The sequence below is a fragment of the Acinetobacter baylyi DSM 14961 = CIP 107474 genome, assembly GCF_000368685.1.
Lineage (GTDB): Bacteria > Pseudomonadota > Gammaproteobacteria > Pseudomonadales > Moraxellaceae > Acinetobacter > Acinetobacter baylyi.
The window spans coordinates 164,378-177,613 of the sequence record NZ_KB849628.1; the positions used below are offsets into that span (position 1 = coordinate 164,378).

The 13,236-nt window shown below is 44.0% G+C and carries 12 protein-coding genes; 9 read left to right on the top strand and 3 right to left on the bottom strand.

Going from position 1 to position 13,236, the window contains the following annotated elements; translation table 11 throughout:
• The first annotated feature begins 15 nt into the window (after window positions 1-15).
• Together F952_RS10170 and F952_RS10175 are read left to right on the top strand one after the other, a co-directional pair.
• Window positions 16-792: an enoyl-CoA hydratase/isomerase family protein gene (locus F952_RS10170; protein ID WP_004926951.1), complete on the top strand. Its 777-nt coding sequence runs from the start codon at window positions 16-18 to the stop codon at window positions 790-792.
• Window positions 792-1,940: an acyl-CoA dehydrogenase family protein gene (locus F952_RS10175; RefSeq protein ID WP_004926957.1), complete on the top strand. Its 1,149-nt coding sequence runs from the start codon at window positions 792-794 to the stop codon at window positions 1,938-1,940. Before F952_RS10170 ends, F952_RS10175 begins: the two co-directional genes overlap by 1 nt.
• 54 nt (window positions 1,941-1,994) lie before the next feature.
• Here F952_RS10175 and F952_RS10180 read toward each other — a convergent pair whose 3' ends face one another.
• The gene (locus F952_RS10180; RefSeq protein WP_004926958.1) at window positions 1,995-2,774 is read right to left on the bottom strand and encodes an IclR family transcriptional regulator; all 780 of its coding nucleotides are present in this window, start codon (window positions 2,772-2,774) and stop codon (window positions 1,995-1,997) included.
• Window positions 2,775-2,945: 171 nt separating this feature from the next.
• Between F952_RS10180 and F952_RS10185 the strand changes: the two genes are divergently transcribed.
• The 7 genes from F952_RS10185 to F952_RS10215 all read left to right on the top strand — a co-directional run bounded on the left by F952_RS10185 (window position 2,946) and on the right by F952_RS10215 (window position 11,565).
• Complete coding sequence (locus F952_RS10185; RefSeq protein WP_004926959.1) at window positions 2,946-3,701, top strand: SDR family NAD(P)-dependent oxidoreductase; 756 nt, start codon at window positions 2,946-2,948, stop codon at window positions 3,699-3,701.
• Between the two features lie 163 nt (window positions 3,702-3,864).
• Window positions 3,865-4,758 carry an SMP-30/gluconolactonase/LRE family protein gene (locus tag F952_RS10190; RefSeq protein WP_004926961.1) on the top strand — a complete coding sequence of 298 codons (894 nt, stop codon included), beginning with the start codon at window positions 3,865-3,867 and terminating at the stop codon, window positions 4,756-4,758.
• Between the two features lie 9 nt (window positions 4,759-4,767).
• Window positions 4,768-6,873: an acetate--CoA ligase family protein gene (locus F952_RS10195; RefSeq protein WP_004926963.1), complete on the top strand. Its 2,106-nt coding sequence runs from the start codon at window positions 4,768-4,770 to the stop codon at window positions 6,871-6,873.
• Window positions 6,874-6,918: 45 nt separating this feature from the next.
• A complete protein-coding gene (locus tag F952_RS10200; protein ID WP_017385080.1) occupies window positions 6,919-7,539 on the top strand; it encodes a flavin reductase family protein in 621 nt (206 codons plus the stop codon).
• A gap of 21 nt (window positions 7,540-7,560) precedes the next feature.
• A complete protein-coding gene (locus tag F952_RS10205) occupies window positions 7,561-9,153 on the top strand; it encodes a glucose 1-dehydrogenase (RefSeq protein ID WP_004926967.1) in 1,593 nt (530 codons plus the stop codon).
• A gap of 13 nt (window positions 9,154-9,166) precedes the next feature.
• The gene (locus tag F952_RS10210) at window positions 9,167-10,270 is read left to right on the top strand and encodes an enoyl-CoA hydratase-related protein (protein ID WP_004926969.1); all 1,104 of its coding nucleotides are present in this window, start codon (window positions 9,167-9,169) and stop codon (window positions 10,268-10,270) included.
• A gap of 224 nt (window positions 10,271-10,494) precedes the next feature.
• Window positions 10,495-11,565, top strand: a complete 1,071-nt coding sequence (locus F952_RS10215; protein WP_004926972.1) for an LLM class flavin-dependent oxidoreductase — start codon at window positions 10,495-10,497, stop codon at window positions 11,563-11,565.
• A gap of 194 nt (window positions 11,566-11,759) precedes the next feature.
• On the opposite strand, the gene F952_RS10220 is transcribed toward F952_RS10215, so the two are convergent.
• Entirely contained in the window at window positions 11,760-12,518 is a 759-nt protein-coding gene (locus tag F952_RS10220) for an HD domain-containing protein (RefSeq protein ID WP_004926974.1), read from the bottom strand.
• A gap of 211 nt (window positions 12,519-12,729) precedes the next feature.
• On the bottom strand, window positions 12,730-12,966 hold the full coding sequence (locus F952_RS10225; protein ID WP_004926976.1) for a VF530 family protein: 237 nt from the start codon (window positions 12,964-12,966) through the stop codon (window positions 12,730-12,732).
• Window positions 12,967-13,236: the final 270 nt, after the last annotated feature.

The window sequence follows — 13,236 nt, forward strand, 5'->3', positions numbered from 1 at the left end:
ATAAAGGAATACAATATGCTAAATCAATTAATTAAAACCGAAATCTCTCAGCATGTGGCGGTGGTTACGCTCAATAATCCACCCGTCAATGCCCAGTCTCGCGAGTTTGTTGAAGAGCTCATCAGCGTATTTGATGAGTTAAATGATACGCCCGAAGTGCGTGTGATTGTACTAACGGGGCAGGGCAAAGTTTTTTCTGCCGGTGCAGATATCAAATCACGCGGCAATGTCGGAGAGATTCCAGGAGAAACCTATCGACATTTGCGCCGTACCCGTGAAGTCGGCTTTTGTATTATGGAATCGAACAAGCCCGTCATTGCCGCTGTCAATGGTCCTGCTTTAGGTGCTGGATTGGGCTTGGTACTGTGTTCAGACATTATTCTGGCCTCAGAAAATGCTGTATTTGGTTTGCCTGAAATTGATATTGGGCTAATGGGTGGGGTGCGTCATACCATGCGCTTATTTCCACATTCATTAACACGTCGAATGGTACTTTCAGGCTATCGAGTAACAGCAGCAGAATTATACCGTCGCGGCATTATCGAGGCGTGTACCACGCCTGATCAACTCATGGAAGAAGCATTGGCAATCGCGCACAGTATTGCCAGTAAGAGTCCAGCAGCATTGAAGCTGGCCAAACGTGCCATCAATACGGTCGAAACCATGGGGCTCAAGGAGGGGTATCGATTTGAGCAAAATCTCACGGTTGAAATGACTCGTCACGAAGATTCTAAAGAGGCGATGCGTGCGTTTTTAGAAAAACGTCAACCTGTATTTAAGGATAGCGTGTAATGACAAACTGGAATGCATTATCAGACGACGAGTTTCGTCAGATTTTTAGAGATTGGGTACTTGAAAATTGCCCAGAATCGCTACGGTATATGCGCAAGCAGCGTCCACTTTATGAAGAGGTAAAGGAATGGTATCAGGCTTTGGCCAATAAAGGTTGGCTTGCGCCAGTATGGCCTGTCGAATACGGTGGAATGGGTTTAAATCCTGCCAAACACATGATTTATGTCGAAGAATGGGGACGTCTTGGTTGCCCTCGTATCCCAGACCATGGAATCGGATTAACCGGCCCATTGCTGTTGCAGTACGGAACAGATGCGCAAAAGCAATACTTTTTACCACGTATTTTGTCGGGTGAGGATATGTGGTGTCAGGGGTATTCAGAACCCAATGCTGGATCTGATCTGGCGAGCTTACGCACACATGCGGTTTTAGAGGGCGATGAGTTTGTCGTCAATGGACAAAAAATCTGGACCACATTGGCCACCTGTGCCAATTGGATATTTTTGCTGGTTCGAACCGATCGAGAAGCCAAACCCCAGCGTGGCATTTCGGTCTTGCTGGTCGATATGACAAGTCCTGGCGTAGATGTGCGACCAATCGCCAATTTACGTGGAGAAGAAGACTTTTGTGAGGTGTTCTTTGACAATGTCCGTGTTCCTAAAGCAAATTTGGTGGGTGAGCTTAATCAGGGGTGGACGATTGCCAAATCAGTTTTGGGTCATGAGCGAATTTTCTTGGGGGCGCCTACACGCGCTGAAATTGCATTAGGGCGTTTAGATAAGTTGGCGGCAAGTAAAAACGCCTTTGAAGATTCAGCCTTTTTGTCACGCTATGCACAGCTTCGTCTTGAGGTTTATGATCTCGGCTCAAGTTACGAACGTTATGCCAAGGTACTGCGAAATGGTGGAGAGTTAGGCGCAGATGTTTCGGTGCTCAAGATTGTGGCGACAGAGCTTTATCAGCGCATCACAGAGGAAATGCTTGCCCTCGCAGGTGAAGAAGCACGTTATAACGATGATATTCAAACCAGCTTAGGTGCTGTCGATGCGATGAATCTGTTTCTAGACTCACGTGCACCTGCCATTTTTGGTGGATCCAACGAAATCCAGCGTAATATTTTGGCCAAAGCCGTACTGCAATTGCCTTAACCATTCATTCATGCCCATTCGCATCAGCGTATGGGCATGAAATGCTGATGTACTTTAGTGAGCCAGTTCGATTGGTTGATGAAAGCTGTCGCTCTTTTTGAGTTGCTGCACGCCATTGAGTAATAGTTCTAAATAGCGGTCGTAATTTTGCTTAATTCTGTCAAGTGCACCACCAAGCCCCATCGTTACAGGCTGTCCCTGAATGGTCATTGGAAGCAAGACACAAATGGTACCACCACCGACAAAAGGAATGTGTTCGGCACTGGCGTAGCCTTGTTCACGGACTTGGCGAATCCGTGCCATCATATCGTCTACCTCAAAACGAATACCATCTTTTTGCGTGATTGTATTGGCTCGCCGTACGGTATTGTCGATGGCTTTGTCGTTCATGGTCGACATCAGCATCCAACCATTTGATGACATTGTCAGCGGTCGTATAGCATTTTCATCTACATGAAAACGCAGTGCATGAACAGATTCTATGATCTGAATATATTGCAGATAAATATCATTTTTGGTGGCAATCGCTACAGTCTCACCCGTTTCCATGTGAATATCCTGCAAAACTTCCAGAATATCCCGTGAAGAAAATAAGCTGTTGGCGATCCAGTCGCCGAGCGCTGAGACCTTGAGTGTAGGAAAATACAAACGCTCTTTGCGATTGAAATTCAGATATCCCAACGAAATTAACGTTTTTAAAAGCACAGTGGTACTCGACTGTGGATAACCCAGCGCAATCGAGATTTCACTCATCGATCGCGGCTGTTTGACGGCGCGAAAAAATTCCATAATTTCAAGTGCTCGCATAGCAGATTTGACTTGCGAAGATTGCATCGCTTTAACTCCTTTTTAGCTGTAAATATCACATCTGTGAAATTTATTTGCATATCCATATTTTTATTGTCTCTGGTTAGCATCACGTGACACGATATATTTGTCAAGCAGGTCGAAGCGAAACTTCCCGCATCAACCTAAGCAAGGATCAGCAGAATAAGGATATAACACATGCAAAAACTCAAAGGAAAAGTGGCATTGGTGACCGGAGGTGGTCGTGGTATTGGACGTGCAATATGTGAAGCCATGGCCAAAGAGGGCGCACGAGTCGGTGTTTTAGATCTTAAGCATGAGGTTGCACTTGAGTCGGTCAATGCCATTCAGGCGCAAGGCGGTGAAGCTATCGCTTTGGTTGGCAATGTGGCGCAGCGTGAAGACCTGATCAATGCCGTAACCACATTAAAACAGCAATTTGGTGCCCCAGATATTTTGGTCAATAACGCCATGTGGAACCGTTATGGTCCACTCATGGATCAAAATGAAAGCATGATTGATCGCATGATTGATGTCGGACTAAAAGGTGTGGTTTGGGGATATCAGGCGGTTTTAAACGACATGATTAAACAAGGGGGTGGCAGCATCATCAATATTGGGTCGCCGTCCTCTGTATTGGCCATGCGTCATGGCGTTATGTATAGCGCCATTAAAAGTGCAGTTTCAGGTTTAACACGCTCTGGGGCTGCAGAATTTGGTGAGTTCAATATTCGCGTCAATGCGATTGCACCCAGTTCAACACCGACTGAAGGTGCCAAACTGGTCGTTTCCGAAGAAGCATGGGAGCGCCGTCGACAACGTATTCCGTTAGGCCGGTTGTGTGCAGCAGATGATGTCGCAAAAGCCGCCGTTTTTTTAGCTAGTGATGACTCCAGCTTCATTTCGGGCGATGTCCTGTTTGTGGATGGTGCCAGTACCTACGCGTTTTCTTAAGTTTTTTGTTGGTCAATTAACCGCAAAAAATGCGTTCAAGTCGATTTAAAAATAACGCTGAAAAGATACTGAAAGATCAATTTCAGGCATAACAAAAAAACAGGACAACACGCCACAGTATGTTGAATTTAAACAACTGATGGTCGTAACAAGGTGATTCAGGATGACAATTACATATACGCGCATCGGTGAATATCCCGATTTGTTGGGCGAAAGTCCAGTCTGGGATGCACAGCATGGCTGTCTCTATTGGGTAGATAGTGTCGGTTGCAGCATTCGCAGGTATACACCAGCGACACAACGTTTTGATCAATGGAAAACACCCTCAGTCATCGGTTGTGTGGCACTGGGTCAGAACAATACTTTAATTGCAGGACTTTCCGATGGCTTTTATCAGCTCGATCTCGCTACTGGACAATTCTCAGAAATTATGTTGCCCGTTCCACCTAATCCTGAAATTCGCTTTAACGATGGGCGTATCGATCGTTACGGTAATTTTGTTTGTGGTTCGATGGGCATTCATATTCAACCCGTGGGCGAATTATACCGATTGAATCGACAGGGCGAAGCAGAAAAACTGGCCAATGGAATTCGTATTTCGAACAGTATCGCGTTTAGTCCAGACGGCAAAATTTTTTATTTTGCAGACAGTCTCGATCAAAAAATTCGTGCCTACGAATATGGCGATGGTAACCAGCCTTTAACTTCAGCACGCATTTTTGCTGAAACCGCCATTTTAGGTTCAGCACCAGATGGCGCCACAGTGGATGCAGAAGGTTATTTATGGGTTGCGCTGGTACAGGCCGGAAAAATTGCCCGGTTTGCGCCAAATGGTGTGCTGGATCGCTTAATAAAATCGCCCGTAGATATGCCATCTTGCTTGGCATTTGGCGGAGAGGCACTCGGAACGTTGTATGTCACATCGATTAAAAATTCGGGAACTGGTCGCATCATTTCGCGCCATCCAGATGGTGGTTACTTATTTGCAATTGAAGGGCTTGGGGTGCAAGGCATTGCTGAACCTCGTTATCAACAATCAATCGTTTCAGCAACATAGGAAATTATCATGAGTCAGTCCTTACTTGATGCATTATTAAATCCAGCGTCGGTGGCCTTGATTGGTGCATCGGATAATCCTGCACGCATTGGCGGCCGCCCACTGCGTTATCTAAAGGAAAGTGGCTTTGAGGGCGAGATTTTTCCGGTCAATCCAAACCGAGATCGGGTGCAAGGGATGCTTGCTTATGCCGATCTGGCCAGTTTGCCAAAAGCTGCCGACGTGGCATTACTGGCTGTGCCTGCATCTGCCACTGTTCAAGCGGTTCGCGAGTGTGCCCAAAAGGGCATACAAACTGCGATTGTCTTTTCAGCAGGTTTTGCAGAAGCGGGGGAAGATGGACATCAGATGCAACAAGAGATGTTAAATGCAGCCAAAGAAAGTAATCTGCGTCTTTTGGGGCCAAATTGTTTGGGTGTGTTTAATGCCTATAAAAAGTTTTACGGGACTTTTTCGACGGTTTTGGATGGTGACTTTATTGAGCCAGGTGCTGTCTCGATTGTGTCACAAAGTGGCGCTTACGGCTCTCACATTGCACATTTGTGCCGTCAACGCGGACTTGGTATTGGCTATTGGGTGACCACTGGAAATGAATGCGATATCGATTTGTCGGATGCATTAAATTGGGTAGTTGATCAACCTGAAGTGAAAGTGGTACTGGCTTATGCAGAGGGTATCCGACATCGTGATCGATTTATTCAGGCGCTTGAAAAGGCGCAGCGAAATAATGTCGCAATTATTTTCATGAAAGTCGGGCGATCAGAAGTCGGTGCCAAAGCTGCCAGCTCACACACGGCTGCACTGGCTGGCTCGAATGCCGTATTTGATGCAGTATTGCGTCAATATGGTGTGATTCGGGCCAAAACCACCACCGAGCAGATTGATATTGCGTATGCAGTAACCCGTGCAGGTCATATAGAGCACAATCGGCTAGGGGTTTTCACCTTTTCTGGAGGCTTCGGTATTCAAATGGCCGATGACGCAGAAGCCGCTGGACTTGATGTAGCGCCAATGCCAGAAGCTGCGCAAGATGAGCTTAAGCAGCTTCTGCCTTATGCTTCCCCTGTCAATCCGGTAGATGCCACAGCTCAAGCGCTGACCGATCTGCCTATGATGACCAGTTTTATTCAAACGATGTTGAAAAAAGGTGATTATCAGTTTTTTGCCGGAATTTTAGGGAGTGGCCCTACCAGCCCAACTTTTGCCACAGCGCTAAGACAAACGTTTGAAGAGGCTACGAAGGATGCACCATCTTGCTTGAAATGCCTGACCATGACCGCGCCACCAGAAATTGTTCGGCAATATGAAGAAAAAGGCTTTTTGGTATATGAGGATGGCGCAGCGCTCATTAATGCACTCGGTGCGCTGGTGAAATTACAACAAGCACGAACAGCAACGCGATCATCTTCTGACTTTAAGTTACCAGAGCGTATTGAAATTCCGCAGCGTGAGATGAATGAGTTTGCAGCCAAGCAAATATTAAAGCAGGCTGGAATTCCATGTTTGCCTGAAATTTTGATTGCACCTGATGATGATCCAACACTCGCCGCCAACGAACTCGGCTATCCATTGGTCATGAAAATTGCATCAGCCGATTTGCCCCATAAAACCGAGGTGGGTGGCATTCGATTAAATCTCAAATCGGCACAAGAGGTATCTGATGCTAAGGCCAATATGCTGCGTCATGTACAGCAGCTGGCACCGTCAGCCCAACTCGATGGTGTGATCTTAACCCCAATGTTAAAGGGGGGCAGAGAAACGATTGTTGGCGTGTTCAATGATCAAAGCTTCGGGCCAGTGGTGATGTTTGGATTGGGCGGAATTTTTGTAGAGGTGCTTAAAGATGTGACATTCCGCATTGCACCCTTTGGAATCGATCAGGCCAAGGCCATGATTGCCGAAATTAAGGGATATGCATTACTGCAAGGCGTACGCGGTGAACAACCTGCCGATATTGATGCCTTGGCCAAACTACTCTCGACATTATCAGAATTCGCTGCCGTACATGCCGATCAATTTGACAGTATTGATTTAAACCCAGTGCTGGTACTCGATCAAGACCAAGGCGTAATCGCCCTAGATGCGCTGATTGTGCCGCGATCAGCTCAGCCATAATTCATAAATGTGAAACTCATGTGCAACTCACGAAATGCGTTGCACATGCCTTATAAACAAGCCAATGTAATAAAAAGCGAACAATTTAGTCCAGGGAACTATGAGGATTACACCATGTCTGTTGAAGCACAATTGCAGTCCCGTCTAAGTCATACTACAGACTTGATCGATACCTACCAAAGTATTGATATCGCTAGATTTAAACAATCTATGCGCCATATTGCCTCGCCGGTTGGCGTGGTGACTACACATCAAGGTGACTTACGCCATGGTTTAACGGCCACAGCCATTTGTTCAGTCTCGATGGAACCACCCAGTATGTTGGTATGCGTAAACCGCAATGCCAGCGCAGAGCAAATTATTGCCCGAAGCGGAAGTTTTGCGATCAATATGCTTACCGATGAACAACATGGAATAGCACGCTTATTTTCTACACCGGGTACAACACCAGAGCAACGCTATACTGAAGGCGAGTGGCATACGTTGGTAACTGGTTCTCCAATTTTAAAAGGTGCTGTTGCAGCATTTGATTGCGTGGTTGAGGAATGTATTCAGTCGGGAACACATCATCTCTATATTGGTCGAGTGCTGGCTGCAGAATATCTGGATCAAAATATTCTACTGTACCGAGATGGCCTGTTTCGTAAGCTTGAACGTATCATTTGATCAGACACGATGGTGATCAATATGAACACTCAAAGAAAAGTTGCGATCGTGACTGGGGCAAACGGCGGTATTGGACGAGTAATTTGTCAATCGTTGGCCAGTGCTCATTATCTGATTGCTGGTCTAGATCGAGAAGGAATTGATCTTGAAAGAAATATGAGCCAACTGGGTACCGAACACCGAGCGTATGTTTGTGATTTGGCCGATGATCAGCAGATCCAGCGTGTTGTAAAGGAAATTGCAGCGCATTACGGACACATCGATCTGATTGTGAATAATGCAGCCATTGGTCCAACCATGTCAGCAACCATCGATACATCTTTAGATGAATTCAAACAGGCGATGTCCGTCAACTGGATGGGACCTTTGCAATTGATCCGACAGGCACTGCCATGGATGCCAATACACGGTGCAGCAATTGTCAATATTGCATCATTGGCAGGTGTGGTGTCTAACCCAAAACGTAATGCATATTCTGCTTCTAAAGCAGCAATGATTAGCCTGACCCGATCACTGGCATGCGAGTTGGCTCATAAGCAGATTCGAGTCAATGCGATCGCACCGGGCTATGTACGTACAAACATGGTGGCCGAGCTTGAAACCTCAGGCAAAGTGGATCTGCACTTAGTGCGTCAGCGTATTCCGATGGGACGTCTGGCTCGACCAGAAGAAATTGCGCATGTGGTCACGTTTTTAGGATCTGAACAAGCGCGTTATATCACGGGGAGTATCGTTCCTGTTGATGGTGGCTGGGCCTGTTTTAATCAGGCGGGTAATGCTCATCCCGCACAGCAAGATATTCCTCAATCTGAACTCAACGTAGATTCTCCTTTAGGTCGCTCACGTGTTGTGGTTATAACGGGTGCAGCACAAGGAATAGGACGAGCAATTGCAGAAAAATTTGCTGCACAGGGCGATCGCTTGATTTTACTCGATCTAAATCAGGAGCCATTAGAGAAGCTGCGTGAAACACTCGCGGGTGAACACTTGAGCTTTTGTGTAGACATTAGTGATGAGCAGCAAGTCAAGCAGGTATTTCATTCTATTCAAAAGTTGTATTCAGAGATCGATGTGTTGGTTAACAACGCGGGAATAGCCGAGCAATTTTTGCCTCTGGAGCAACAGTCGGTTGAAGCCATTGAAAAGCTTTTCGATATTAACCTGAACGGTGCTTTTTGCTGTATCCGTGAATGTTTAAATGCCATGCAGCACAAAGCGGGTGTAGTTATTAACATGGGTTCAATTAACTCGCATTTAGCATTTTCACCACGTCATGCTTATGGTGCATCTAAAGCTGCTATAGAAATGTTGAGCCGTTGTTTAACTGCTGAACTCGCCCCTCAAGGTATTCGGGTGCTGACATTGTGCCCAGGCTACATTCAAACACCGGGTGTTGTTCAGCTAGAACAATCGGGTCGGATTAACGTTGAAAATATTCGACGTCGTATTCCACTCGGACGACTTGGCCAGCCTGAAGATATCGCTGAAGCTGCCTATTTTCTTGCTTCGCCTCAAGCCTCATATATCAATGGTGCAGCCGTCTATGTCGATGGTGGCTGGACTGCCTTCGGAAATGCAGGTGATGCATCATCGCCAAGCGCTATTTATAATTAAGGAGCACGACATCATGGAATTGGTGTATTCAAAACACGCAGGTATGCGTCTAGACGAACCTGAAAATTTTAAGGCATTTAAACTGGTGCTCGAAGGATTTGAACTTGGCGAGCGACCCGCTATTGCTGATTTGGATTATGACAATAACGATCATGTTTGGATACCACCTTCACAAGTATTACAGTTTGCTAAGTCGGATGCATGGCGCTCGCAATTTCATAAAATGATTGAAGGTGCCGAAAAATATGGCTGGATTCATCCTGATACGCAAGCCATCAAGGCACATATCCAATGGCAATCAGCAAGCAATCTGCCAGAGCTGAATCAGGTGCCCGAACAGTCTTTGGTTGTTGTTCGTCAAGAGCATGGCTATACCGTAATCACACTTAATCGTCCTGAAAAGCTCAATGCCTTGACACGCCCGATGTTACAGGCCCTCAAAGATGCAGTTTTGGCTGCAACGCAAGACCACGCCTGTCGAGCAATTTTAATCACTGGAAATGGGCGTGGATTCTGCACTGGACAGGATCTAAATGAGCGACGTGATCTTGAGCAGGCCGTCGACTTGGGTGAGTCTTTAATTCAATTTTATAATCCGATTATCACTGCAATTGACCAAGCAAATAAACCCGTGGTGTGTGCTGTCAATGGTGTCGCTGCCGGAGCAGGCGTAGGACTTGCACTGGCATGCGATATTGTATTAGCAGCAGATGATGCTCGATTTATTCAATCTTTTTCCAAAATTGGTTTGGCACCTGATGCTGGAATCAGTTGGCATTTACCTCGCTTGATTGGCTCTGCACGAACGAAAGCATTAACCATTTTGGCTGAGCCAATTAGCGCTGTTCAGGCGCAAGAATGGGGCATGATCTGGGCGACTTTGCCCAGTGAAAAGCTACACAGTGAAGCGGAGGCACTGGTCAAACAATTGAGCCAACGCCCAACGTTATCCTTTGCAGCGATTAAACAGGCGCATCGAAGTACAGCAATCAATACGTTACAGCAGCAGCTCGATCTAGAAGCCACCCTACAACAAAAGGTAGGATGGAGTGAGGATTATAAACGCGGAGTACAAGCTTTTTTTGATGGCACTACTGCGCAATTTACTGGTCAATAACGACAAATTCATATATCTGAATTTCAAGTCTAAATAAATGAAATATATAGAATATTATTTCCAATCTGCCTAGACTTAAACTTCAAGATCAACGCAAATTAAACTCAAGGCTGAGTTTCAAAATAGACACCTCTAGTCTGTGTCTCCAAGGATTATTCAGCCTTAAAAAACAACAAGAGTTGTAGATTCGTTTTACAATTCAACTGCAAAAAAGGATCATTGACATGGAATTTGGTACATTTATTTTAGCTGCCCAACGTGGCTATCATCAAAGTTCGGCACAAGTTATTCGCCATTCGATTGCACAAACGGTTGCGGCCGAAAAAGCAGGCTTTGATGCTGCATGGTTTGCCGAGCATCATTTTAATAATTACAGCTTGGTACCATCCCCACTCATGATGGTCAGTGCGTGTGCCGGTTTAACCGAACATATTCGTTTGGGAACCGCGGTGTGTGTCTTACCGCTGTATCAACCGCAACGCCTACTTTCAGAAATTGGCTTTACCGATACTGTGACCAATGGGCGTTTGGAGTTAGGTGTTGGCTCTGGTTATCAACAGTTTGAATTTGAACGTTTTGGCACAAATGTGAGTGATGCACCTGCGGTGTTTTCAGAATACTTAGACGTGCTGATGAAGGGGATGAAACAGAAGACTTTTGAATACGATGGTGAGCATATCAAGATTCAGCCAACAGCGATTTCAGTTCGAACAGTTCAGCAGCCAACACCACCGATTTGGGTCGCTGCGGGTTCCGAGCGCAGTATGGCCCGTGCCTACAAAGAAGGCCACAATATTTTTGTGACGGCATTTCATGATGGTAACGATACGATTCGCCGTGTTCGAGACAATCTCACGGCTGCATCCGAGAGTGTTGGTAAGTCTGTGACAGATTCCAAAATTGCTTTTTTACGTTGTTGTTATGCCAGTGACAATGATGCTGAAATTAACAGTTACTTGGATAATGCACGTTTTCAGAGACGTTTATCTGAGGCTTTGCAAAAGCGTAAAGAACAGAGTGAGGATGGTTACTTAATCAAGGAAATGCCAACCGAACAAGATTTGTCTTTTGAACAAATGCGAAAAAATCTTCCAATTGGTAGCGTGAACTATGTGATTGACAAGCTCCTGCAAGAAATCGAAATTTTACAGCCTGACCAGATTGCCATCCAAACTCAACTGGGTGATTTTGATGAAAAAACCATGTTGCGTCAGATCGAACTTTGGGGGAGTACAATTATTCCAGCAGTAAATAAAGCACTAGGGCGTGATGTCGCCAAAGTGGTTAATCAATAATAGAGACTGTTCCTCTTGTGCCGATACTCCCATCGGCATTTTTTTCGAATGGTAGTTATGTATCAAACTTTAGAGCAACGTAAGGAGTATATATCGTTCTCGGATAGCTTTAGATAAGCCAATGAAGCCAAGGCCACTAAGTTTTTGCCCAATAGCTTTAGTTCAGCTATAAAATAAAAGTTTCATTCATGACTTCATTCTCCAAATGGATTCATGGAAATCATCACTGGAAGACCTAACTGTGACAAGAATCTCGTTCGCGAGCTTTTAACAGCTTTTCGTTCTTCTGCTAATAATTTTTTGAATTCTGAGTTAAATCTCAGACGTGGATATTTCTCTAGAACTTCCGATCTATAATCCTTTGATAAGGTAAATAATTTATCCCCGACTACATCACAGGATGCACCTTGTTGAAGAAGAATTACTTCAGATTCATTGTCTTCAGCAATATGACCATTCATATGCATGCATATAGCATCTTTGACAGTTTTGATTTTGTTTTCATCATAATTTAAGTGCTTTGCTTTCTTTTCAAATTGCATTGAACTCTCATATGTAAAACATTTACAGCCTTTTGATTCTTTATGAGTATCTGTCAGACCGATGTCATGATACAAAGAAGCTACCAATAAAACTTCAGGGTCGTATTTTCTTTGATCCTGAAGGCCTATCGCAGCACCCCAAAAATAAGTTCTCCATGAGTGATTAATAAGAGTACCTGGGGCTTTTTCATTCAGCTCATTTATCGCTTCTACAATAATTTTAGTATCAGGAACTTTTATATCTTTTAAATTTATATTGCTTTTTGAACTTCCAATATGAAGTTGAGACTTCATAACACCCAGCACGCTAGGTAAAAGAATTTCATTTAGGAGTTTAATTTTTTCTTTAGTGTTGAGATGACCATCTGTTGATTGCATCCATTCAAAGCTACCAATTTTTTTTATAGACATTCTTTTTTTTCAATTTAGAGTATTTACTCTAAATTAGTTTGTACAGATATGTCTGTCAATATAGTCTATTAAATACACCGACAATTAATAAGTATTCTCATTCTTATTTATCTTGTATTGCTAAAAATTTTTAAAACTAATTTTTTATATATGGAAAGAGAGTGGTACCAGTCCACCACTAATTAAACTACTGAAGCTAGGATTTTGATAACTACGATGCCTGTTTGGCTTTTTGGCGTAAGACATACAAATATAAGTTTTCTACTTTTTCACGTGCCCATGGTGTGGTACGTAAGAATCGTAATGATGATTTAACACTTGGATCTATGCAAAAACACCTAATTTCAATTTTACGACTTAAGCCTTCAAATCCACCGTAGTAATCCAATAATTCATCCAAAATTTCAGCAAGTTTTTTGCCGTGTAAAGGGTCATTGGAGGTGTTCATGATAGATCAACCATATTTTTGGAGACTATCATTATAACCTGAGCTAGTTAGAAAATGAGAGAGTTGGAATTTAAATGTGATTAACATAGAAAATTACAGCTTATTTTCTAGGTAACTTTTTTCAAATATAAATTAGTCAAATTCTAATAATTAGGTGGCTATATCTTAATTGTCTTATGTTTACCTAAAGTTTGATTCATAAGAATCTATCTATTTATATTCTTTAAATTAAACCACTTATAGCAATAACACTAAAAAAATTAAAAGCTA

What these genes read in the sequence shown, in the direction of transcription:
- F952_RS10170 (WP_004926951.1), top strand. Translation starts at nt 16, where the DNA reads ATGCTAAATCAATTAATTAAAACCGAAATCTCTCAGCATGTGGCGGTG.
- F952_RS10175 (WP_004926957.1), top strand. Translation starts at nt 792, where the DNA reads ATGACAAACTGGAATGCATTATCAGACGACGAGTTTCGTCAGATTTTT.
- F952_RS10180 (WP_004926958.1), bottom strand. Translation starts at nt 2,774, where the DNA reads ATGCAATCTTCGCAAGTCAAATCTGCTATGCGAGCACTTGAAATTATG.
- F952_RS10185 (WP_004926959.1), top strand. Translation starts at nt 2,946, where the DNA reads ATGCAAAAACTCAAAGGAAAAGTGGCATTGGTGACCGGAGGTGGTCGT.
- F952_RS10190 (WP_004926961.1), top strand. Translation starts at nt 3,865, where the DNA reads ATGACAATTACATATACGCGCATCGGTGAATATCCCGATTTGTTGGGC.
- F952_RS10195 (WP_004926963.1), top strand. Translation starts at nt 4,768, where the DNA reads ATGAGTCAGTCCTTACTTGATGCATTATTAAATCCAGCGTCGGTGGCC.
- F952_RS10200 (WP_017385080.1), top strand. Translation starts at nt 6,919, where the DNA reads ATGCCTTATAAACAAGCCAATGTAATAAAAAGCGAACAATTTAGTCCA.
- F952_RS10205 (WP_004926967.1), top strand. Translation starts at nt 7,561, where the DNA reads ATGAACACTCAAAGAAAAGTTGCGATCGTGACTGGGGCAAACGGCGGT.
- F952_RS10210 (WP_004926969.1), top strand. Translation starts at nt 9,167, where the DNA reads ATGGAATTGGTGTATTCAAAACACGCAGGTATGCGTCTAGACGAACCT.
- F952_RS10215 (WP_004926972.1), top strand. Translation starts at nt 10,495, where the DNA reads ATGGAATTTGGTACATTTATTTTAGCTGCCCAACGTGGCTATCATCAA.
- F952_RS10220 (WP_004926974.1), bottom strand. Translation starts at nt 12,518, where the DNA reads ATGTCTATAAAAAAAATTGGTAGCTTTGAATGGATGCAATCAACAGAT.
- F952_RS10225 (WP_004926976.1), bottom strand. Translation starts at nt 12,966, where the DNA reads ATGAACACCTCCAATGACCCTTTACACGGCAAAAAACTTGCTGAAATT.